Below are 21,858 nucleotides of genomic sequence, written 5' to 3'. Positions count from 1 at the left end.
GCGGGAACAGTGCCACACGTCCCTTCTCCCCGGCGGGGAGAAGGTGGCGGCAGCCGGATGAGTGAGAACCACTTGCGCTGAGGGAAACCATCTCCAACCTACGGAGACACCATGAAATCGGTTAGTTTCGATGCCACCAATGTCATCTGCGGCGCACTACTCGTCGCGACGGGCGCATTTTTTGCGATCCAATCCTACAGTCTCGATTTGGGGACGACGCTCCGCATGGGCCCGGGCTACTTCCCGCTGCTGCTTTCAGCGGTGCTGATCATTCTCGGCGCGGCCGTCTTTGTTCAAGCGATCCGCGCGCAGGGCGAGCCGATGGGGCCGCTTGCCTGGCGCGGCATGCTGTTCATCCTGCCTGCGCCGATCTTTTTCGGGCTGACGGTCCGGGGGCTGGGATTCGTGCCTTCGATCTTCCTGACCGCTTTCATTGCCTGCTTCGCCTCGCATCGGATGACGGTGCTCCGCGCGATTTTGCTCTCGGCTCTGCTGACGGCCTTTTCCGTCGGTGTTTTCAGTTACGGTCTCGGATTGCCGTTCGAGCGTTTTGGCCCCTGGGTCCGGTTCTAGGAGGCCGCGATGGAACTTTTCAGCAATCTGGCACTCGGTTTCGCGACGGCGGCAACGCCGGCCAATCTTCTTTTCTGTCTGATTGGCGTTCTGCTCGGTACGCTGATCGGCGTGCTGCCCGGCATCGGCGCCACGGCGACGATCGCCATGCTTCTGCCGATCACTTTCCAGCTTGAGCCGGTGTCTTCGCTCATCATGCTCGCCGGCATTTATTATGGCGCACAGTATGGCGGTTCGACGACGGCGATCCTGATCAACATGCCAGGCGAATCCTCCTCCGCGGTGACCGCCATCGACGGCTACCAGATGGCGCGGCGCGGCAGGGCGGGGGCGGCGCTTGCGATCGCAGCACTCGGTTCCTTCTTCGCCGGCACGGTTTCGACCTTCCTTGTCGCGATCTTCGCGCCGCCGCTGACCGATATCGCCTTGCGCTTCGGCGCTGCGGAATATTTCTCGCTGATGGTTGTCGGCCTGGTGTCGTCGATCGCGCTCGCCCACGGTTCTGTCATCAAGGCACTGGCGATGGTGGTGCTCGGGCTGCTGCTGGGCCTCGTTGGCACGGATATCTATACCGGCACACCACGCTTCACGCTCGGCATCCGCGAATATGCGGACGGCTTGAATTTCGTGGCACTTGCTGTCGGTGTCTTCGGCATCGCCGAAATTCTGCGCAACCTGGAAGGGGAGAAGAGCCGAACGGTTCTGATAGCAAAGGTCTCCAGCCTGCTGCCTTCACGCGAAGAATTCAAGGAGATGATCGCGCCAGTGCTTCGTGGCACAGCGATCGGCTCGGCTCTCGGCATCCTGCCAGGCGGCGGCGCGATCCTCGCGTCCTTTGCCTCCTATACGGTCGAAAAGCGGATCTCGGACAAGCCGAAGGAATTCGGCCAGGGTGCAGTTGCCGGCGTCGCAGGCCCAGAGTCGGCCAACAATGCCGGCGCGCAGACCTCGTTCATTCCGCTTCTCACACTCGGCATCCCGGCCAATCCGGTGATGGCGCTGATGATTGGTGCGATGATCATTCAGGGGATCGTGCCGGGACCGAACGTCGCGACCGAGCAGCCGGCGCTCTTCTGGGGCATCATCGCCTCGATGTGGATCGGCAATCTGATGCTCGTCGTCCTCAACCTCCCGCTGATCGGGCTCTGGGTGAAGCTCTTGACGGTGCCTTACTACGTGCTCTTCCCGATCATCATGGCCTTCTGCTCGATCGGGGTCTACAGCGTCAATTCCAACGTCTACGACCTCTATGCCGTCGCCTTCTTCGGGTTCATCGGCTACCTCCTCGCCAAGCTCAGATGCGAGCCGGCGCCGTTGCTGCTCGGTTTCGTGCTGGGTCCGCTGCTCGAAGAAAACCTGCGGCGGGCGATGATCCTTTCGCGGGGCGATCCGATGACCTTCGTTTCGCGGCCGATTAGCGCGGTCCTTCTTGCGATCGCCGCGGCAGTCCTCATCGTCGTCTTCCTGCCGAGCGTGAAGAAGAAGCGCGAAGAGGTCTTCGTCGAGGAGGGTTGAAGTTCGCCGCTCTTTGTTGAACAAAGGATAACCCGACGCGGGCGCCGTTTTGGCGCCCGTTTCGCATGACAGGACATCCAGGCCCATGAACATCCCCGCACGGATCAAGGACGATCTGGCCTTTCTCACATCGCTGCGCCGCGATCTGCATGCCCATCCGGAGCTCGGCTTCGAGGAGGAGCGCACGAGTGGCATCGTGGCGAAGCTGCTGGAGGAAGCGGGCATCAAGGTGCATCGCGGGCTTGGCGGCACGGGGGTCGTTGGCACACTGCAAGTGGGAAACGGCACGCGAGTGATCGGCCTTCGCGCGGATATGGATGCGCTCGCGATGCCGGAGATCGCCGAGCGACCGTACAGATCGACCATGCCCGGCAAGATGCATGCCTGCGGACATGATGGACATACCGCGATGCTGCTCGGCGCGGCGCGTCATCTGGCAGCGAGCACGGGCTTTTCGGGCACCGTGCATTTCATTTTCCAGCCGGCAGAGGAAGGCAGAGGTGGTGCAAGGCGGATGGTGGAAGAGGGGCTTTTCGAACTCTTCCCTTGCGATGCCGTCTACGGTCTGCACAACCTGCCGGGGCTTGCCGTCGATGAGATTGCGGTGGTCGAAGGGCCGCAGCTTGCCTCTTCGGATAGCTGGCGCATCACCTTTCGCGGGACGGGCACGCACGGCGCAAAGCCACATCTTGGACGCGACCCGATTACCGCAGCAGGCACATTCCTTGCCTCGCTGCAGACGATCGTCGGCCGTGTCGTCGACCCGCTGCAGCCAGCCGTCGTCAGCGCATGTTCACTGCAGGCGGGTGACCCGAAGGCGCTCAACGTGATCCCGGACGTGGTCGAGATCGGCGGGACCGCGCGGGCCTATTCCGCCAACGTGCGCGACCAACTTGAGCAGGAGATCGGCCGCCTCGCTGAGGGTACGGCGGTGATGTACGGCATTGCCGCTGACTATCAATTCGAGCGGCGCATTCCGCCGGTCGTCAACGATGCCGACGCGACGCAGCGGGCGGTGGCTGCCGCACGGGCGGTGTTTGGAGAGAAGGTGCGCACCAGCTTTCCGCCTTCGACGGCTGGGGACGACTTCGCCTTCTTCGAACAGAATGCGCCGGGCTGTTACGTGTGGCTCGGAAACGGGCCTGCCATTGATGGCGCTCTGCACCACAATACCGCTTATGACTTCAACGATGATGCGCTTGGGTATGGTGCGGCTTATTGGGTGAAGCTGGTGGAGCAGGAACTGGTGGCGTAGACAGTTTTGCGGTAGCCCTTTCTTCTCCCCAGCGGGGTCTGAAGGACAGATCGAGACCGTTGGCCCGACCCTGGTCGGCCCAAAGGGCTGGATGAGGGGGAGCGGCAACTCCCGCGTCAGCTACAAAACTTCCAACACCGGTCCCTCGAGCAGCTTCCCGGTCAAAACATCTGCAATCCCCCGATCCGTCTGATGCGGACCGGCGTTGCAGGCGAGCGTTGCGCCGAAGCAGGCCTTGAAGACGAGGTAGGGTGGCTGCCAGTCGACGATCTTTTCCATTGCCTTGCGGATGTTGCGGAAGGCGGAGGCGGTGTCCTCCAGCGAAATTTCGGTGACGAGGCCGGAAAGCGGCAGGGGGAGCACTGCTTCGATCTGGCCATCCCTGGCGACGGCCATGCCGCCGCCGGCGGCGATGACGGCGTTAGCGGCAGCCGCCATATCCTGCGTATTGCCGCCAAAAACGGTGAGGTTGTGGCTGTCGTGCGAGACCGTGGTGCAGAAAGCGCCCCGCCATTCACCCCAGCCCGTCAGGAACCCAATACGCGGGCGGCCATCCGCCTTGCCATGGCGATGGGCGACCGCGATCATGGTGCTGCCCGTCGGCGGCACGACGAAGCCGTCTTTCACCTCGGCTTCGGCCTCGCCCCATTGCGTGAAGCGCGGTTGGTCGATCGTGGCGACGCGGACGCGGTGGCCTTTCGACGGCATTTTGAAATCGTCTTCGCTCAGCGGTGAGAGTTTCACAGAATTGACGAGCGGCGTCGCGTCGAGCGAATGGACCGGCGTAGTGAGCCTGCCGTTCTGTGCCATCACGCGGCCGTTGGCAATGACCGTGCGAGCCTTGAAATCCTGCAGGTCTTCGAAGAGGACGATATCCGCGCGGCGCCCGGCGGCGATCAGCCCGAGGTCCGTGCGCTTCAGCCGCTGGGCGGCATTGAAGGTCGCGGCACAAAGCGCCCATTCCGGCTTCAGACCGTAGCGCACCAGACGGCGGATGACGTCATCCAGGCCGCCATCCCTTTCGAGCTCATCCGGGAAGACATCGTCGGTGCAGAGCGTCACCGTCGGTGGCATGTGGCCGATGCCGTTCAGCGCTTCGACGAATTCCTCCAGGAGATGATCATGCGAACCGCGAAGCTCGATCGTCATCCCGGCGGCGAGCTTGGAAAGAAGGTCGGCGCCGGAGGTCAGCTCGTGATCGGAGGTGATGCCGGCCGCCATGAAGGCGTTGAGGTCGGCGCCTTCCAGGCCCCGGGCATGGCCGCAGACGAGCTTTCCGGAGGCGAGGCCGGCATTGACAATTGCGCTCATGCGCGGATCGCCATCGATGACGCCGCGCATGTTCATGACTTCGGCGACGCCGCCGAGCGCCGGCGAGCGCAGCATCCCGGCAATCACCGGAGCATCAAAGTCGGCGCCTGCCATTTCCAGATCGGGCACCGAAGGCACGCAAGATGGTGCGAGCAGGATCATGCGCAGCGGCAGAGCGCGGGACGCCTCGATCGCCCAACGTACGCCGTCAAGGCCTTGCACGTTGGCGAATTCGTGCGGATCCCAAAGGATCGTCGCCACACCGCGCGGCAGGACCGCCGCGGTATATTCGGCGGGCGTTACCATCGAGCTTTCGATATGCATATGCGTATCGATCAGGCCGGGTGTAACGAACGTGCCACTGGCATCGATGATTTCGGTCGCGTCGGTGCGGCTGCCCGGCGCATGCACGCTGGCGATCAGCGCACCGACGAGGCCGATGTCCGCATCGCGGAAGCGGCTGGTGACGACGTCGAGCAGTTTGCCGCCGGCGATCAGCACGTCGAATGGAGCCGCACCCCTCGCGGCCGCAACGGCGCGGGCGCGCAGCGAAGGATCATTGATATCTGCGGGTTCCCGGCCAAGTTCAGCGTTCATTTGCGGGCCTCATTGACCAGGGCTGCGAGGATGATGGTGCGCGCCCTATCGGCATCGATATTAGCAGCGAACTGGGTGTTGAACGTGGCATGCGTGGCGCGCGTTTCGACGACCGTGCGGCCGCGGGTCAAAGACCCTGCCAGCTCGACATCGATGCGGGCAGCGCGGAAGCTCACCGCATCCGGTGCCACGAAGGCGACGGCGGCACACGGATCATAAATCGCCATGGCCGGGCGGCCGCGGCTGGTGCCAATGCGGATGTAACCGGCAAGCATGTCGGCGAGCAAGTCGGCGTTGGCGCCACCGGCGGCACGTACAGGCTGGACGTATTCCGGCTCGGCGAGCACCTTTCGGCAGAGGTCGAGATCGACCATCCGCAGCGGCAGGCTGTGGGCAATGACGATCGCGAGTGCTTCGGGATCGGCAAAGGCGTTGAATTCCGCCGAGGCCGTATGATTGCCAGCGGTGACGCCGCCGCCCATCCAGGTGAGTTCGGTGATGCGGGCGGCAAGATCCGGACGTGCGAGTGCTACGGCCGCGATATTCGTCAGCGGGCCAAGGGCCAGTATGCGCCGCGGACCGTCAGCCTCAAGCCAGCGGCAGAGCGCGGTGAAGGCGTCGCTTTGCGGAAGTGCCGGGGCGTACGGCAGGCCTTTGCCAATGGTGGGTATACCGATATCGCCGAGGATTGCCTGTGCAGTTTCGAGCTTTCCAAGAACGGGCTGAGCGCGGCCGGTATGGATGGGGAACGTCCAGCCGAAGGCTTGCGCGGCGCCTGCGGCATTCGCCTGCACCTGCGGCAGCGGCGTATTGCCGAAGACGAGCGAGACGCCGTCGATCTTGAGTTCGGACTGACCGACCACCAGAATGGCGGCGATGTCGTCAAAACCTATGTCAGTATCGATCCAAACACCCATGATCGTCACCCGAAACGCGAGAGGGTTGCCGCCGCTGCAAGCGGCAGGTCGAAGGAAAGTGCTGCGCCCATTTCGTGAGGTGGCCAGCTGGCATCCACTTCGGCCTTGATTGGCCCGAGCGGCGTATCCAGCAGATATTCACGCGTGCCGCCGGCAAAGGAGGTGCCGCGCACGGTGCCCTGGAAAGGACCGGAACCAAGGGCGACCGCGCTCGGCCGCCAGGCGAGCCCTGCTGCCTGTGGGGCAGAAGCGGGGAGTTCAATGGCATCGTTCGGTGTGACAAGCCTGCCGTTTTCCAGCTTGAAGACATTCTCGAAGCCGACGAAATCGGCGACGAAGGCGGAGACCGGCTTGTTGTAGATTTCCTCCGGCGTGCCGATTTGCTCGACGCCGCCGTTCAGCATGACCACGATGCGGTCCGCAAGTGCCAAGGCCTCCACCTGGTCGTGGGTGACGAAGATCATGGTGACGCCGGTTTCCCTCTGCACGCGCTGCAGTTCGGCGCGCATTTCCAGACGCAGGCGGGCGTCGAGGTTGGAGAGCGGCTCGTCGAGCAGCAGCACCTTCGGCTCCATGACCATGGAACGGGCAAGCGCCACACGCTGCTGCTGGCCGCCGGAGAGTTCTGCAGGCTTGCGATCGGCGAACTTGGCAAGGCCGACAGACTTGATGCCGGCGCTGACCTTCGCATCGAGATCCTTGCCGCCGATGCCCTTCAAGCGCAGGCCAAACGCGACGTTCTCATACACCGTCAGATGCGGGAAGAGGGCATAGGACTGGAAGACGAGGCCGACGGCGCGCTTGTTGGCCGAAACGTGGGTGATGTCGACGCCATCGAGATTGATGCGACCGGAGGCAGGCGTGAGCAGACCTGCAATGGAGCGCATCGTCGTTGTCTTGCCGCAGCCCGACGGGCCGAGCAAGGCGACGAGTTCGCCTTTGCCGACCGAGAGGTCAAGGTCCTTCACCGCGATGGTATTGCCGTAGGCCAGCGTCAGCTTTTCTAGTCGAAGATAGGCATCATACATAGCGAGAGAATCCCAGGAAGCGTTCGGCGAGGAAGACGATGCCGATGGAAAGGAAGGCGAGCAGCGAGGAGAGTGCTGCAATTGACGGATCGTAGGTGGTTTCCATGTAACCCAGCATGTCGATCGGCAGGGTGCGGACGCCGGGGCCGGACAAAAAAAGCGAGACTGGCACCTGGTTAAAGCTGGTGACGAAGCCGAGGATGAAGGCAGCTAGGATGCCGCCGCGGATATTCGGCATCACGACGCGGAAGAAAGCGCCAAGACGCGAGGAGCCGAGCAATACGGCGGCCTCCTCGATGTCGGAGCGCAGATTATCAAGGCTCGCGGAGACGACGCGCACGGCATAGGGCAGGACGAGCGCCGTGTGAGCGAAGAAGAGCGCCAGCGTGATGTTGAAGCCGAAAGGCACGACGAGATAACGCAGCATGGCAAGGCCGACGATGATGCCCGGTACGATAATCGGTAGGGAGACGACGGTTCGGACCGTTTCACCGAAGGGCAGCGAATAGCGCGACAGAGCGTAGGCCGCGGGAATGCCGAGCACGAGGGCGGCGAGCGTTCCGAAGACGGCGAGCAACATCGACATCGAAAAGCTGTCGCGGAAGCTCTCAATGGTGAAGACCTTGAACACCCAGCGAAGCGAAAGGCCCTGCGGTGGAAAGGAGAGTGTATCCCCGGCCGAAAGCGACGCGGCGATGATGATCAGGAACGGCCCAATCAGGAATGTGAGCACGAGGAAAAGCACGATCGGCGGGAAAAGGCGAGCGGTCATCGCTTGTTCCTCGCGGTTGCCAGGCGCTTCAGCAGGATGTTGGCGGCAAAGCTCATAACGATCAGCATGAAGGCGATGACGCTTGCCGAAACGAAGTTGTTGGCGACCGAGACCTGCTGGTAGAGCAGCGTCTCGAGCATCAGCACCTTGGAACCGCCGAGCACGGCGGGCGTGATGTAGGCGGTGAGCGAGCCGGTGAAGACGAGGGTTCCGCCAACGACGAGGCCTTCACGGGTTAGCGGCAAGATGACCTTCCAGAAGACCTGGAACCAGTTGGCACCGAGCACGCGGGCCGCCGGGATCGCATCCTTCGGCATGTTTTCAAGCGCGCTGACCAGCGACAGGATCATCAACGGCAGGAAGAGTTGCAGCAGGCCGATGAAGACGGCGGTCTCGGTGAAGAGTAGGCGCAATGGTTCGCCGCTGAAACCCATGCCGGTCACGACCTTGTTGACGATACCGGTGCGGCCGAGGATGACGATCCAGGCATAGGTACGGGCAACGGGGGAAATCATCAGCGGCAGGGTGATGAGGCCGATCATCCGTCCCTTGCCTTTGGGCGGCAGGTTGACGATGACGAAAGCCGCGGCATAGCCGATGACCGCGGAGACTGCCGTCACCTCTAGACCAAGCTTGAAGGTGCGGATGAAGACGGTGCGGTTCAGCGTGCCGGAAAAGAAGTCGCCATAGGCGGAAAGCGTCCAGGCGCCTTCCAGCCGAAAACCTTCCGAAAGCAGGATGGCAACGGGCAGCAGAAAGACCATGGCGGCAAAGACTGCTGCGGGCAGGGCGAGCGCCAGAGCTTCTGCTCGGTTCTGAAACATGATGCGTCTTTCGGAATTGGCGGGAGACAGCGGGAGAATGGTCCCGGTAGACCGGGACCAGATGTCACGAGCGCGTTACTGGCCGACCTTGGCGTTCCACTCTTTGAGCCACGCGTCTCGATTGTCGAGCGCTGCGGCGGACGGAATGAGCTTGAGGCTCTTGGCGGTGTCCTCGCCATAAGTGAGGTTGTTTGCGGCGGCTTCGGAAACCTTCACGTCCTTGTTGGCCGGGCTATCGATCAGCTTTTCGGCAAGTTTCGTCTGGATGTCGGTCGAGAGCCAGAAATCCATGAACTGTAACGCCAGATCCTGGTTTTTCGCGCCCTTGGTGACGACCATTACGTTCATGCCACCCGTCTGGCCTTCCTTCGGCGTTGCCCAGGCGACCGGAACGTCGAGCTTGGTGAATCCCGCCCAGGAGAAACGGCCGATCGGGGCTGCCCAGATTTCCTCTTGCTGCATCAGCTGTACAAGCTGCGAGGATTTTTCGTAGAAGGTGACGATATCGTCCTTCTTCTCGCCGACAGCTTCGATCGGACCCTTGAGGTCGGCCGTGTCCTTGCCGAGCGCCAGGCCGAGCATGTAGAGCGCCGGCGGTCCCTGATTGGTGGTCACGTTCGGGAAGGCGACGTGGCCGACATATTCCGGCTTCAGAAGATCGGCCCAGGACTCGATCTTCATCTTGTCCGAGCGGTAGGCGATCGACGTGGCGTAAAATGTATAGCCGACGCTCATGCCGTCGCTGTTCGGGTCCTTGGCGAGATCATAGAGCTTGTCGAAATTGGTGAGCTTGGCAGTGTCGATCTTGTCGATCAATCCCTTGCGGGAGGCCGAAAGCGCGTCTGCCATGGAGACGACCGCCATATCGACGACCGGGTTTGTCTTGTTCGCCTCCAGCTTGGCCAGGCGCTCGACGCTGTTGCCCGTCTCGACGACGAGCTTGCAGCCGCATTGCTGCTCGAAGGGGTCGTAGACCAGCGTCTTGAAGTCGTCCTGCGCAAAGGCATAGACGGAAACGGTAAGCGTCCGCTCCTGCGCCATGACGCCGAACGGGACAAGCGCGAGCAGCGCTGCCGATGCGATGAGGGATGTCTTCATGTCAGGAGTTCTCCATCTGCAGGTTTTCTTGAGCCGGGGCTCACCGGCCCGGATGATTGGCGGGCAATCAGTTGCATGGGCACGCGGTCATTCTCCGCGGTTACGAGTGCGCCCTCCCGGGTGCTGTTTGTTTTTATGCTGTCGAGCAAAGCCGAAACGGCGATCGCGGCGATTAGGTCCATGTCCATTTTTACCGTGGTGAGCGCGGGTGTTATCACCGGAGACCAGATGAGGTCGTCGAAACCGGTGACGCTGGCCTCGGCAGGCACATCGATGCCGTCGCGCTGCAGCTCCGTGAGTGCTCGCAGCGCCTGAAGATCGGACAAGGCGGCAAAGGCGGTGAACCCCTCCTCGACTTTTTTTGCCAGGCCGAGAGGACAGCCACTGCCGGCACGGTGCTCGAGCTTTTCGATCCAGAGCGTTTCGGCGCTCATGCCCGGGCGAAGGCCCGAACGGATGCCGCCCGACCGGTCGTTCTGCACGTTTGATTCCGGATTGTTGCCGATGATGAGGATCCGCTTATGGCCGAGATCGGCAAGGTGGGCGGCGATCAGCTGGCCGCCCTGCCAGTGATCGGCGGCAACCGTATTGCCGGGGGTTGATGGCGTGTCGATGACGGCCACAGGACAGCTTGCCGCGGATATGCGCGTTGCGCGGCGGGGCACGATGACCATGCCGTCGACGCCGCGCTCGACCAGCCGGTTGATCGCCTCCGTCTGCGCCGAGACATTGCCGCGCGAATCGGCGATCAGCACGCCGTAACCGGCAGAAGCGGCTGCAAATTCGATTGCCTGCGCAATCTTGGGAAAGAGGGGGTTTGCGATATCCGGAAGAACGAGACCGAGCACGCCGCTTCGGCCGGTGCGAAGCGCCCGCCCTGCCTGGCTTGGAACATATCCAAGTTCCGCGGCATGTTCCCTGATCTTTCCGGCTAGCTGTTCCGAGACGCGCCCCTTGCCGGAAAGCGCGTTCGACACCGTTGCGACCGACACGCCAAGCGACGTGGCAATCCTGCTGAGGTTTGGTGCCGGGCGCAACTGAGCCATGGTTTTCATAGTGCTTTGATTAATCGTTTAATCATACCTACCTGAGGCGTGGTGACTTGTCGAATCCATTTTATGGGATGGCGCGGTTGCACACGGGAATTTTCGAGAAGCAATAAAAAAGCCCCGCATTGCGGGGCTTTTTGTCACTCGTAGAAATGGCTTGCTCAGCTCTTTGTGGGTCCCTTTGCCACAGCGGCGGAGACGGCGTTGACCTTGCCGCCCGGGGCATAGCCGCCGCCGATGGCGACGTTGAGCGAGACGTAGTCCTTGGCCATCTGCTGCACCGAAGCGGCAAGACTTGCCTGGGCGAGCGACACCTGGCGCTGGGCGTCGAGCACGTCGAGCAGCGAGGAGGCGCCGTCCTTGTAGCTCGCCGTCGACAGTTCCAGCGATTCCTGCGTCGTCTTGACCTGGGCGCGCAGCGCTTCCACCGTCTGGGCGTCGCGGCGTACCGCCGACAGCGCGTTCTCCACCTCCTCGACGGCGTTGAGCACTGCCGCCTTCCAGGCGAGATAGGCGGTTTTGGCGTCCGACTTGGCGATGTCGACATTGGCGCGCAGGCGGCCGCCGTCGAAGATCGGCAGGCTGAGCGTCGGGCCGAACGACCAGGTGGTCAGGCCGCCGCCGCTGCCGCCGGCCGGGTTGACCCAGGTCGGCGAGATCGCGCCGGAGAGCGAGATCGACGGATAAAGCTGCGATTGGGCGACGCCGATATTGGCGGTCGCCGCCGCCAGATTGCGCTCGGCCACGCGGATGTCGGGACGGTTGCGGATCAGGTCGGCCGGAATGCCGGAGATGATGCCGGCACGGTAGATCGGCTGGGAAGCACCCTTCTGCAGCTCGGCCATCAGCGCCGACGCCGGCAGACCGAGCAGCGTGGCGATGTGATGCGCCGAGACGCGGAAGTTGGTTTCGAGATTAGGGATTTCGGCCTGCGTCGACTGCACCAGGCCCTCGGCCTGGACGACGTCGAGCCTGGAGGCTGCCCCGGCTTCCAGCTGGAACTTGGTGAGGTCATAGGTCTCCCGGCGCGATTGCAGGTTGGCCTTCGACAGCGCGATGCGCTCCTGGAAGAAGCGGGCGTCGATATAGGTCGAGACGAGGTCCTGCAGGAAGGCCAGCCGCGCGACGTCGGCGCTGGCATAGGCCGAATCGAGCGAGGCAAGCGCGCTTTCCTTGGAGCGGCGGTACTGGCCGAAGAGGTCGAGCAGCCAGGAGACGTTGGCGTCGCCGCCGGTGGTGTTGGTGGCGCCCACCCGGGTGCGCTCCGAGCCCATCTGGCCCGACACCGTGTGCGAGGCGCCGACCACCAGGCTCGGCAGCGAGCCGGCGCCGGCAACCGTCACATTGGAGGACGCCGAATTGATGCGCTCCATCGCCTGCAGCACGTCGAGGTTCTGGTCGATGCCGCGCGCCACCAGGCTGTCGAGCTGCTTGTCGCGATAGGCCGACCACCAGGCCACCGTCGCAACATCGCCGATCTCCTTCTTCCCGCCCTCGCCGAACTTTGCCGGCAAAGGCATCTCAGGCGGCGTGTGATCCGGGCCACTCACGCAGCCTGCAAGCAAAAGCAAAAGTGCCGGTGTGGCAAAACGAAGAGATACCATTCATTTCTTCCTGTAACTCGACCAAGTCTCAATTCTTGCCAAAAGCATCATGCTTTGCCGTCGGCCACGCTTCGTCCCAACGAGGTACACCATGCCGAAGCAGTCCGCGGGCAATGTATCAACGAGTCTTTCATTCTGGCAGTGCATTTTTATCACACTCACGCCCCAATTTTCCGGCGGCGGGAGAAGAGGCGGCGGATGACGACGAAGAAGGACGGCACGAAGAAAATCCCGAGCGCAGTCGCCGCGAGCATGCCGCCGAGGACACCGATGCCGATAGCGTTCTGGGCTGCGGAACCCGCGCCAGTTGCGACGGCAAGAGGCACGACGCCCAGAATGAAGGCAAGCGAGGTCATGATGATCGGACGCAAACGCAGCCTTGCCGCCTCCAGCGTCGCCTCGAAGAGGCCCATTCCGGTCTCCATCCGGTCCTTGGCGAATTCGACGATCAGAATCGCGTTCTTTGCCGCCAGACCTATCGTCGTCAGAAGACCGACCTTGAAGTAGACGTCGTTCGCCTGCCCGAAGAGGGTCGCGGCGGTCAGCGCGCCGAGTACGCCGACAGGCACCGCCATGATGACCGAGAAGGGGATCGACCAGCTTTCATAGAGCGCTGCGAGGCAGAGGAACACGACGAGCACGGAGATGGCGTAGAGCATAGGCGCCTGCGAGCCCGAGAGCCGTTCCTGATAGGAAATGCCCTGCCAGGCGACCGTGTAGCCGCCGCCGAGCTGCGCCGTCAGGGTCTCCATCTCGTCCATCGCATCACCGGAGCTGACACCCGGCGCCGAAGCGCCTTCGAGCGGGATTGCGCTCACCGCGTTGAAGCGGGCAAGCGTCGGCGCACCCTTGACCCATTCCGTCGTCGTGAAGGCGGAGAAAGGTACCATTTCACCCGAACTGTTGCGGGCGTACCAGTGGTCGAGATCGGTCGGCTGCATCCGGAAGGGCGCGTCGCCCTGCACGTAGACCGGCTTGATCTCGCCGTTCAGCGTGAAGTCGTTGACGTCGCGGCCGGTAAAGATAACGGAAAGCATCGCATTGACCGCGGAGATATCGACGCCCATGGCACCAATCTTCTCCTGATCGATGACGATCTTCATCTGCGGCTCGACCTCCTTGTTGTTGCTGCGGAGAGCAACCACCCTGCCGCTGGCATTGGCCATCTGGATCAGCTGCTTGGAGGCGGTGTCGAGTGCAGCCGTGCCGTGTCCGCCGGTGTCGACGAGATACATCGAGAAGCCGCTGGATACACCGAGACCCTGGATCGCCGGCGGCAGCAGCGCAAAGACCTGTGCTTCGCGGAAGGTGAAGAAGGTCTTCAGAGCGCGCGTCACGATCGCCTGCGCGTGCTGATTGGGATCGCTACGAAGTGAAAAATCCTTGAGCTTGGTGAAGACGATCGCGCTGTTCTGGCCGGAGCCGTTGAAGCCGAAGCCGAGGGCGCCAAAGACCGATTCGACGGCGTCCTTCTCGTTTTCGCGATAGTATCTCTCGACCTTCTCTACGACCGCCTGCGTTTGCTGCGTGGTCGAGCCGGGTGGTGTAGTGACGATCGTCAGCAGAACGCCCTGGTCTTCCTGCGGCAGGAACGAGCTCGGCAGGCGCGTGAAGAGATAGGCACAACCGGCGCCGACAAGCAGGAACACCAGCATGACCCGGATCGGACGCTTCAGCAGATAGCCGATAGTGCGGACATAGCCGTTGGTCGACCGCGTGAAGTTGCGGTTGAACCAGTCGCCGATGCGGTGTTTCTTGTGTTCGCCGACGGGTTTCAGCATGCTCGCGCAGAGCGCCGGCGTCAGCACGACGGCGACGAGGGCCGAAAGCAGCATGGCCGAAACGATGGTGACCGAGAACTGACGGTAGATGATGCCGGTGGAGCCGCCGAAAAAGGCCATCGGAATGAAGACGGCGGTCAGAACCAGCGCGATGCCGACGATGGCGCCGGTGATTTCGCCCATCGACTTCTCGGTCGCCTCAAGCGGCGACAGCTTTTCCTCCGACATGATGCGCTCGACGTTCTCGACAACGACGATAGCGTCGTCGACGAGAAGGCCGATCGCAAGAACCATGGCGAACATGGTCAGAGTGTTGATTGAGTATCCCGTTGCCGCAAGAATGCCGAAGGTACCAAGCAGGACCACCGGCACGGCGATGGTCGGGATCAGCGTCGCGCGCAGGTTCTGCAGGAAGACAAGAAGAACCACGAAGACGAGAACGATCGCTTCGATGAGGGTGTGGACGACCTTCTCGATAGACAGTTCAACGAAGGGCGTCGTGTCGTAAGGATAGGTGATCTCGACGCCTTCCGGTAGGCCGCGGCCGATCGTGTCGAGCGCCGAACGAACGCGCTCTGCGGTGTCAATGGCGTTGGCGCCTATCGCGAGATTGACGGCGAAGCCGCTCGACGGCTGGCCGTTGTAGCGCGATGAACCGCCGTAGCTTTCCTGGCCGATTTCGACGCGCGAGACGTCGCTGAGGCGGACGGTGGAGCCGTCCTTTTCCACTTTCAGAATGATCCGCTCGAAATCTGCGACCGTCGTCAGCTGGCTCTGCGCCGTGATCGTCACGTTCAGCTGCTGGCCTTCGACGAGCGGCTGCGCGCCGAGGGAGCCGACAGAGACCTGCGTGTTCTGCGCCTCGATGGCGGAGGTCACGTCGCTCGGCGTCAGCTGGTACTTCTGCAGCTTGAAGGGATCGAGCCAGACGCGCATGGCGTAGCCTGAACCGAAGATATTGATGCTGCCCACGCCTTCGAGGCGCTGGATCTGATCTTCGATCTGATTCGACAGGATGTTGCCGAGATCGACGGAATTCCGCTTTCCATCGGTCGAAACCAGCGAACCGACCAGCAGGATACTGGACGTCGAGCGCGTGACGCTGATGCCGGCATCGATGACGTCGTCGGGAAGCTGCGATTGAACGAGCTGCAGCTTGTTCTGAACCTGAACCTGCGCGATGTCCGGGTCGGCGCTTGTTCCGAAAGTCAGCGAGATGCTGGCCGAACCGGTCGACGAGGTCGACGTCATGTATGTGAGATCGTCGAGGCCGGTCATACCGTCTTCGATGATCGTCGTCACCGATTTCTCGACGGTTTCGGCACTCGCACCGCGATAGGTGGCGTTGATGCGCACCGTGGTGGGCGCGATGTCCGGATATTGCGAGATCGACAGCGTAAAGATGCCGAGCAAGCCCGCGAGCATGATGGTGATCGCAATAACCCAGGCAAAAATCGGGCGTCGGATGAAAAACTTGGCCATCAAATTATTCCTGTGCGGCTTGGGTCAACGTTCGAGGCGGGCGCGCCTTACTGCGCGGCCGGCTTCTGGGCGTCACCGGCCGCTGCCTGCTCGGCAGCCACGACCACACCGTTTTCATTGATCTTCATCGGGACGGGCGTGACCGGCATGCCGGGCGCAATCGACTGCAGACCGCTTATGATCAGCTGATCGCCATCCTTCACGCCGTCGGTCACAAGCCAGGAATTATTGGAGGGCGAGGCGTTTTCGAAGACACGGGTCTCGACCTTGCCGTCAGCGGAGATGAACTGCGCCGTCAGGCGTCCGGTTGCGTCACGGCTGGTGGCGAGTTGCGGCAGGGCATAGCCGACTTCGGCGCCGAGTTCGACGGTTGCGCGGACGTACATGCCCGGCAGAATGACGAGATCCGGATTTGGGAAGAGCACGCGGATGATGAAGGTGCCGGTCGTCTCGCTGACGATCTGCTTCGACATATCCAGCTTGCCCGTTTGGGCGTATTCCTTGCCGTTTTCCAGGATGAGCCGGAAGGCGACATTTCCGCCTCCGTCCCGAACTGTGCCGGATGCCATGGCATCGCGCAGCCTGAGGAGATTGGTGCTCGATTCCGTCAGCGAAACGTAGATCGGGTCAAGCTGGCGGATCGTCGTCAGCGCCGTCGTCTGGTTGGCGGCAACGACGTTACCCACGTTATAGATCGTCTGGTCGATGACGCCGTCGAACGGGGCCATGATCTTCGTGTGGTCGAGATCGATCTGCGCAGCGGCAAGGGCGGCCTTGGCCGATTCAACCTCGGCATGCGCCTGGAGAAGAGTGGTCTTTGCCGTTTCGAATTCGATCTGCGTTGCGCCGCTGCCGACGAGACGCTGGTAGCGGTCGAAATTGCTCTGCGCGCTCGGCACGCTGGCTTCGGCCTTGGCGATTGCCGCCCTGGCCTGTTCGACGGCTGCAACATAAGGCGCGTCTTCGATCTGGTAGAGAAGGTCGCCTTTCTTGACTTCGCTACCTTCCCTGAAGGCGATTTCGCGAATGATACCACTGACCTGCGGGCGGATATCAGCCGTCTGATAGGCCTCGGCCCGACCCGGAAGGATCGTCGTGACCGGGAAAGTGTCCTTCTCCAGCGCCAAGACGCCGACGGGGGCTGCCTGCTGTGCCGCCGCTCCAGGCGCACCGGTGCCGCCGGCCTGGTTGTTGCCGTTGTCGCTGCAGGCCGTGAGTAATGCGCCCAGCAACAAAGCTGAAGAAATGATGAAGCCACGCCGTATCATGCTGAAGTCCCTTGCGGTTGGCATTTGCGGATCGGATCATCGGCTCCATCGAGGAGCGCTGCCCCCATATAAGGAGCGTGATTACCGGGATTCAAATACCCTTCGATCCGAACTTAAGAAAAGATTTCCGAAGTGACGTAATTCAATGATCGTCACTTAGCAAGCGCTATTTTGCAGTGCAGTATCCACAAAACAGACGATCTCCTCAGCCCTGCGTACGAGTGCATCCTTATCGTCACGGGCGATCAGCACGGGGTGCAGCACCGATGCAAGGACATCGGCAACGGTATGGGCGGCGCGACGGGGATCAGCACATTTATAACGGCCTGAGCTAACCCCGTCGCGGATGATTTCTTGGAGTTTCTGCTCGATTCGCTCGCGGTAGCGATTACCCGCTTCAAGCTTCGCCTGAACTGTCGTCAGCACCATTTCGAAGATGTAGGGGTTTTCCTGAATGTCCTTAAGGTGGCTGTCGAGAAGCCGAAGCACGAAACGCAGCAGTTGCTCTTTCGGCGGCAGATTTCGGTCGAAAGAGCCGAAGCGCTCGGTAGCGCTGCCGAGATGCCGCTCGGCGATGGCATCGACGAGCGCCACTTTCGAATGAAAATGCTTGAAGACATTTGCCGGCGACATGCCGAGGGAGGAGGCGATGTCGGCGATCGATACGGCGACGAAACCGCGCTGGCGGAACAGCAATTCGGCCATCGACAGAATGTCTTCCCGCGTTTCCTCGGCCTTGCGCCGCGGCCTTCGTGCCATTCGTTCCCCCGCTGGCCTTTCCGGCCGGCACCTCTTATTTGCCGATGTTAGCGCCTTCAGGCGAAAACCCGCAAGCGTAGAGGCTGCTTTCGGGCGGTTCGTCCCGGACTTTTAAGGGAAATAGCGCGCAAGGTTGCGCCGGACACGGGCAACCGGGGTTTCGCCGCTGTCATCCGGCACGAAAGACCGGGCGGTAATCGCCTCATAGGCCTTGATGTAAACCTTCGAGGTCTGCTCAATCAGTTCGACCGGGATCTCGGGGATCTCATCTTTATAGGGGTCGCAACGTTCGGCGACCCAGGCGCGGACGAAATCCTTGTCGAAGCTTGCAGGGCGCGTGCCCGCTTCGAAGGACTGCTGAAAGCTGTCCGCGAGCCAGTAGCGGCTGCTGTCCGGCGTGTGGATTTCGTCGGCGAGGATGATATTGCCGTCCTTGTCCGTTCCGAATTCGTATTTGGTGTCGACAAGGATGAGGCCGCGCTTCGCAGCCATTTCCTGGCCGCGGGCGAAAAGCGCCAGCGCGTATCTGGAAAGCATTTCCCACTGTTCCACCGTCAGCAGCCCGCGGCTGACGATCTCGCCAGGCGTCAGCGGCTCGTCATGGCCGCCGTCGAATTCCTTGCTGGTGGGAGTGATTACCGGCTCGGGCAGGCGCTGGTTGTCACGCATACCGTCCGGCAGGCGCATGCCGTACATTTCGCGCTCGCCCTTCTTATAAAGAGTGAGGATCGACGTGCCGGTGGTGCCGGCGAGATAACCGCGCACGACGACCTCGACGGGCAGGATGTCGAGCCGCTTGCCGATGACGACATTCGGGTCCGGATAAGCGATGACATGGTTCGGGCAGATATCCTTCGTCGCCTCAAACCAGTAGCGCGCCGTCTGCGTCAGTACCTGGCCCTTATAAGGGACACAGGTCAGGATTCGGTCGAAAGCGCTGAGGCGGTCGGTGCTGATGATGATGCGGCTGCCATCCGGAAGGTCGTAATTCTCGCGCACCTTGCCGCGGTAATAGTTCGGCAGTTCGGGGAAATGGGCTTCGGAGAGAATTCGCACTGCAGGGCGGTCCTTTATCGCTCGGGTTCATCCTTGCTCTAGTTTCATTCCGGGGGATGTCAAGCAAATGGCGTTCAAAGCCAGATCAGGGCAACAAGAAGAACGGTGAGAAGATAGGAAGCAACAGCCAGGGGACTGCCGGCGCGCAGGAAGTCTGAAACGCGGTAGCTGCCGATGCTCATCGCCAGCGTATTGTTGTGGTGGCCGAAGGGCGTCAGGAAATCGAGCGATGCGCCGGCGGCAACAGCAATCAGATACGCCGCCGGGGCATGATGCGCCACCTCCGCGAATTCCAGCGCCACGGGGCTGAGCACGATCGCCACCGTCGCGTTGTTGACGAAAGGAGTGAGTGCCATGGCGATGAAAAGCAGGAGTGCGATCCCGGCAAGCGGCATCGATATCGGCACGAATAGGCTCAGCCAGTCGGCGATCATCTCGGCCGTGCCCGTCGTCGCGACGGCCGAGCCGATCGGGATCATCGCGGCCAGCATGATGACGATCGGCCAGTTAATGTCCGCCATGGCCTGACGGATGTTGAGATAGCCCATCAGCGCAAGAGCGAGCACGACAGCCGCAAATGCGATCTCCGGGCGGGCGGGACCGGCAGCGGAAAGCATCACTCCAGCAGCAAAGATCACGAAGGGCAGCCAAGCATTCGACATCGCCTCGCCTGCGGGCTGGGAGGCGAGCGGCAGGCACTCGCATTCTTCAAGCGCTTCGGCAACCGCCTCGGCCGGGCCTTCGAGCACAAGGATATCGCCGATCGAGAGCTGCAGATCCTCGAAGCGGCCCTCAATCCGTGGCGACCGCATGGAGAGTGCGGCAACCGCGACGTTCCGGCTTTTGAAGACCTCCAGTGAGCGGATGCGCGAGCCCACCAGCGTGCTCTCCGGCATGACAACGGCTTCAATCCGGGTGAAATCCGGCTGCAATCCATTCACATCGATTTCCGGAACGAGCGCCGCCGAGGCTGCCAGATCGGCAAAGACCGTGTCGGCGCCTTCGGCAAGCAAGGTATCGCCTGCCGCGATGGTCGACTGATCGAGCGGACCGAAGACGAACTGGCCGCTGCGGATCAATGCGTGCGGCTGGATTTCAAAGAGGCGGGGGCAATCGAGAAGCCGCACGCCGGCAAGCGGCGAACCCTCAGGAATGCGCCGTTCCGTCACGATGCGCCGCCGGGCTGGCGGCGCATCGGCAGGCTGGCCGTCCGCTTCCGGAAGCAGAAGCGGAACGAAGGCGGCCATCAGCAGAATTCCAGCGATCGCGACGGGGAGGCCTACATAGGCAAAGTCGAAGAAATGAAAGCCGGCGCCCGTTGCCTTGGCCAATGCATCGCTGACCAGCAGATTGGCCGGCGTTCCGATTAGCGATATGAGGCCGCCGAGAAGTGCTGCGAAGGAAAGCGGCATGATAAGCTGACGCTGCGGGATATTCATGGCGGCGCCGATGCGGATCGCGACGGGCAGCATGATCGCGAAGGCGCCGATGTTGTTCATGAAGATCGAGATGAAACCGGTGATCACCGAAAGGCTGGCGATGACCGCGAAGCCAGATAGTCCGATGGCGGCAAAACGCACAGAGAGGCTATCGAACAGTTTGGCGTGAGCGAGCACCTGAACAATCAACAGAATCTCGATGACTGTGATGACGACGGGGCTTGCGAAACCGGCGAAGACCTGATCGGCGCGGTAAAGCCCGAGCACATATCCGGCAAGCAGGCCGCCGATCGCCACGACCTCGATGCGGACACGGTCCAGCGAGAACAGAATGAGCATCGCCGAGAGAAGGATCAGCAGGGATGCTTGCTCGAACGTCATGTGTGGGCTCGCGTTTCAACCGTCAGCGGAATGTAGCCATTCGATGGGGGCTGTATAGGGAGGGCGCGAGGAAAGGTCGAACAATCCTCATGTTGCGCACGATCAGGCGGTGGGCGCGCGCCAGCGGCCCTCTGCCGTCCTTTCGAGCAACGGCGTCGCAAAGACGCCGACAGTGCGATCGGGCCATTGGGCGCCTGTAGCGGCAAGCTTCTCCCGCCAGCGTCCGGATTGCAGCATCGCTGCGGCAATGACGGCGGGCTCGATGCCGCAGGCCTCCACCAGTTGCAGACCGGAGACGATCGAGCTGCCGCTGGAGATGACATCGTCGATCAGCGCGACACGGCGGCCCTGAAGCAGCGGCAGCATACGCGGGTCTATATAAAGACGCTTCTGCTGCTCCGGCGTGGTGATCGACGACAGGGAGACCGAAAGGTCGTCGCGATACCAGAATTTCCGGGAGGTTCCGAAGGGCACGTAACGCGCGTGTCCGAGCTTTTGCGCAACGGCGGCAGCAAGGGTCAACCCGAGCGTCGGCAGGCCCGCGACGATGTCGATGTCGAAGTGATCGATCTTTGCCGCCAGTTGCCCGGCCAGCGCATCGAGTACGGCGAAGCTCGCCTGGTTGACGATGAGCGAGGCGAGCGCGTGTTCGCCGTCGGCAAGCGCCCGGATCGGCAGACGGAGCTGGCGGCCGTCCTCCAGTTCCGCAACATAGAATGAGGTGAAATCGCCATCCGTCGGGAAGCTGCCCGGCGGATGGAGCTCCTGCCAGAAATCATGCGGCGTGATGTCATCCATCTGCATCAATTCCGCCCTGTTCTTTCCATGCCCGCCCGCCGCTTCAGGTCGCGCAGTTCCGCCTCGGTCAATGTGCGGACCGAGCCCTTCGGCAGTTCTCCGAGATCAAGCCCGCCGATCGCAACCCGCACCAGCCGCAGGCACTCGGCGCCCGTGGCTTCGAGCATGCGGCGAATCTGCCGGTTGCGGCCCTCGTCGAGTTCCACCTCAATCCAGGAGTTCCTATCGCCGCTCCGCAGGAGCCGTGCCGCCGTCGCCGTCAGCACTTCGCCGTCGTTCCGGATGCCGTATGTCATTTCGGCGAGCGATTCCGCATCCATGATGCGGTCGACCTGTACATGGTAGGTCTTG

At 62.1% G+C, this 21,858-nt stretch carries 18 protein-coding genes (1 of these 18 only partly in view); 3 read left to right on the top strand and 15 right to left on the bottom strand.

Annotated features, from left to right (window positions below; all coding sequences use genetic code 11):
- Positions 1-111 precede the first annotated feature (111 nt).
- The 3 genes from N2599_RS13815 to N2599_RS13805 all read left to right on the top strand — a co-directional run bounded on the left by N2599_RS13815 (position 112) and on the right by N2599_RS13805 (position 3,343).
- Complete coding sequence (locus tag N2599_RS13815; protein ID WP_027508204.1) at positions 112-573, top strand: tripartite tricarboxylate transporter TctB family protein; 462 nt, start codon at positions 112-114, stop codon at positions 571-573.
- A gap of 9 nt (positions 574-582) precedes the next feature.
- Positions 583-2,088 (top strand): tripartite tricarboxylate transporter permease, encoded by a 1,506-nt coding sequence (locus tag N2599_RS13810; protein WP_027508205.1) that lies wholly within the window; start codon positions 583-585, stop codon positions 2,086-2,088.
- Between the two features lie 85 nt (positions 2,089-2,173).
- The gene (locus N2599_RS13805; RefSeq protein ID WP_027508206.1) at positions 2,174-3,343 is read left to right on the top strand and encodes a M20 aminoacylase family protein; all 1,170 of its coding nucleotides are present in this window, start codon (positions 2,174-2,176) and stop codon (positions 3,341-3,343) included.
- A 120-nt stretch (positions 3,344-3,463) separates the two neighbouring features.
- On the opposite strand, the gene N2599_RS13800 is transcribed toward N2599_RS13805, so the two are convergent.
- The 15 genes from N2599_RS13800 to N2599_RS13730 form a co-directional block, all read right to left on the bottom strand.
- Positions 3,464-5,251: an adenine deaminase gene (locus tag N2599_RS13800; RefSeq protein ID WP_027508207.1), complete on the bottom strand. Its 1,788-nt coding sequence runs from the start codon at positions 5,249-5,251 to the stop codon at positions 3,464-3,466.
- Positions 5,248-6,168, bottom strand: a complete 921-nt coding sequence (locus N2599_RS13795; RefSeq protein WP_027508208.1) for a nucleoside hydrolase — start codon at positions 6,166-6,168, stop codon at positions 5,248-5,250. The genes N2599_RS13800 and N2599_RS13795 overlap by 4 nt, the downstream gene beginning before the upstream one ends.
- Positions 6,169-6,173: 5 nt before the next feature.
- Positions 6,174-7,196: an ABC transporter ATP-binding protein gene (locus tag N2599_RS13790; RefSeq protein WP_027508209.1), complete on the bottom strand. Its 1,023-nt coding sequence runs from the start codon at positions 7,194-7,196 to the stop codon at positions 6,174-6,176.
- Positions 7,189-7,968 carry an ABC transporter permease gene (locus N2599_RS13785; protein WP_027508210.1) on the bottom strand — a complete coding sequence of 260 codons (780 nt, stop codon included), beginning with the start codon at positions 7,966-7,968 and terminating at the stop codon, positions 7,189-7,191. The genes N2599_RS13790 and N2599_RS13785 overlap by 8 nt, the downstream gene beginning before the upstream one ends.
- Entirely contained in the window at positions 7,965-8,792 is an 828-nt protein-coding gene (locus N2599_RS13780; protein ID WP_027508211.1) for an ABC transporter permease, read from the bottom strand. Before N2599_RS13780 ends, N2599_RS13785 begins: the two co-directional genes overlap by 4 nt.
- 75 nt (positions 8,793-8,867) lie before the next feature.
- On the bottom strand, positions 8,868-9,890 hold the full coding sequence (locus tag N2599_RS13775) for an ABC transporter substrate-binding protein (RefSeq protein WP_027508212.1): 1,023 nt from the start codon (positions 9,888-9,890) through the stop codon (positions 8,868-8,870).
- Positions 9,887-10,936 carry a LacI family DNA-binding transcriptional regulator gene (locus tag N2599_RS13770; protein WP_027508213.1) on the bottom strand — a complete coding sequence of 350 codons (1,050 nt, stop codon included), beginning with the start codon at positions 10,934-10,936 and terminating at the stop codon, positions 9,887-9,889. Before N2599_RS13770 ends, N2599_RS13775 begins: the two co-directional genes overlap by 4 nt.
- A 164-nt stretch (positions 10,937-11,100) precedes the next feature.
- Positions 11,101-12,543 carry an efflux transporter outer membrane subunit gene (locus N2599_RS13765; RefSeq protein WP_027513762.1) on the bottom strand — a complete coding sequence of 481 codons (1,443 nt, stop codon included), beginning with the start codon at positions 12,541-12,543 and terminating at the stop codon, positions 11,101-11,103.
- 158 nt (positions 12,544-12,701) lie between these two features.
- Positions 12,702-15,806 carry an efflux RND transporter permease subunit gene (locus tag N2599_RS13760; protein WP_027513761.1) on the bottom strand — a complete coding sequence of 1,035 codons (3,105 nt, stop codon included), beginning with the start codon at positions 15,804-15,806 and terminating at the stop codon, positions 12,702-12,704.
- A 47-nt stretch (positions 15,807-15,853) separates the two neighbouring features.
- The gene (locus N2599_RS13755) at positions 15,854-17,074 is read right to left on the bottom strand and encodes an efflux RND transporter periplasmic adaptor subunit (RefSeq protein ID WP_027513760.1); all 1,221 of its coding nucleotides are present in this window, start codon (positions 17,072-17,074) and stop codon (positions 15,854-15,856) included.
- A 156-nt stretch (positions 17,075-17,230) separates the two neighbouring features.
- A complete protein-coding gene (locus N2599_RS13750) occupies positions 17,231-17,833 on the bottom strand; it encodes a TetR family transcriptional regulator (RefSeq protein WP_027513759.1) in 603 nt (200 codons plus the stop codon).
- Between the two features lie 111 nt (positions 17,834-17,944).
- Complete coding sequence (locus tag N2599_RS13745; RefSeq protein WP_027513758.1) at positions 17,945-18,889, bottom strand: phosphoribosylaminoimidazolesuccinocarboxamide synthase; 945 nt, start codon at positions 18,887-18,889, stop codon at positions 17,945-17,947.
- A gap of 74 nt (positions 18,890-18,963) precedes the next feature.
- Positions 18,964-20,709: an SLC13 family permease gene (locus N2599_RS13740; RefSeq protein WP_027513757.1), complete on the bottom strand. Its 1,746-nt coding sequence runs from the start codon at positions 20,707-20,709 to the stop codon at positions 18,964-18,966.
- Between the two features lie 102 nt (positions 20,710-20,811).
- Positions 20,812-21,498: a phosphoribosyltransferase gene (locus N2599_RS13735; RefSeq protein ID WP_027513756.1), complete on the bottom strand. Its 687-nt coding sequence runs from the start codon at positions 21,496-21,498 to the stop codon at positions 20,812-20,814.
- A gap of 14 nt (positions 21,499-21,512) precedes the next feature.
- Positions 21,513-21,858 carry the 3' end of a pseudouridine synthase gene (locus tag N2599_RS13730; RefSeq protein ID WP_027513755.1) on the bottom strand. The gene runs 461 nt beyond the window's last position, so only the last 346 of its 807 coding nucleotides appear in the window; the start codon falls outside the window, past its right edge — the gene reads right to left on this strand; it ends in the stop codon at positions 21,513-21,515.

Origin of the sequence: Rhizobium sullae (assembly GCF_025200715.1) — a bacterium.
GTDB classification, from domain to species: Bacteria; Pseudomonadota; Alphaproteobacteria; order Rhizobiales; family Rhizobiaceae; genus Rhizobium; species Rhizobium sullae.
Note: the sequence above shows the minus strand (reverse complement) of the source record. Positions and strands in the feature narration are given on the sequence as shown.

Excerpts from the sequence above, each read along its gene's own strand:
- N2599_RS13815 (WP_027508204.1), top strand. The coding sequence starts at position 112 with ATGAAATCGGTTAGTTTCGATGCCACCAATGTCATCTGCGGCGCACTA.
- N2599_RS13750 (WP_027513759.1), bottom strand. The coding sequence starts at position 17,833 with ATGGCACGAAGGCCGCGGCGCAAGGCCGAGGAAACGCGGGAAGACATT.
- N2599_RS13765 (WP_027513762.1), bottom strand. The coding sequence starts at position 12,543 with ATGGTATCTCTTCGTTTTGCCACACCGGCACTTTTGCTTTTGCTTGCA.
- N2599_RS13740 (WP_027513757.1), bottom strand. The coding sequence starts at position 20,709 with ATGACGTTCGAGCAAGCATCCCTGCTGATCCTTCTCTCGGCGATGCTC.
- N2599_RS13770 (WP_027508213.1), bottom strand. The coding sequence starts at position 10,936 with ATGGCTCAGTTGCGCCCGGCACCAAACCTCAGCAGGATTGCCACGTCG.
- N2599_RS13785 (WP_027508210.1), bottom strand. The coding sequence starts at position 7,968 with ATGACCGCTCGCCTTTTCCCGCCGATCGTGCTTTTCCTCGTGCTCACA.
- N2599_RS13810 (WP_027508205.1), top strand. The coding sequence starts at position 583 with ATGGAACTTTTCAGCAATCTGGCACTCGGTTTCGCGACGGCGGCAACG.
- N2599_RS13790 (WP_027508209.1), bottom strand. The coding sequence starts at position 7,196 with ATGTATGATGCCTATCTTCGACTAGAAAAGCTGACGCTGGCCTACGGC.
- N2599_RS13755 (WP_027513760.1), bottom strand. The coding sequence starts at position 17,074 with ATGATACGGCGTGGCTTCATCATTTCTTCAGCTTTGTTGCTGGGCGCA.
- N2599_RS13795 (WP_027508208.1), bottom strand. The coding sequence starts at position 6,168 with ATGGGTGTTTGGATCGATACTGACATAGGTTTTGACGACATCGCCGCC.
- N2599_RS13800 (WP_027508207.1), bottom strand. The coding sequence starts at position 5,251 with ATGAACGCTGAACTTGGCCGGGAACCCGCAGATATCAATGATCCTTCG.
- N2599_RS13805 (WP_027508206.1), top strand. The coding sequence starts at position 2,174 with ATGAACATCCCCGCACGGATCAAGGACGATCTGGCCTTTCTCACATCG.
- N2599_RS13775 (WP_027508212.1), bottom strand. The coding sequence starts at position 9,890 with ATGAAGACATCCCTCATCGCATCGGCAGCGCTGCTCGCGCTTGTCCCG.
- N2599_RS13780 (WP_027508211.1), bottom strand. The coding sequence starts at position 8,792 with ATGTTTCAGAACCGAGCAGAAGCTCTGGCGCTCGCCCTGCCCGCAGCA.
- N2599_RS13760 (WP_027513761.1), bottom strand. The coding sequence starts at position 15,806 with ATGGCCAAGTTTTTCATCCGACGCCCGATTTTTGCCTGGGTTATTGCG.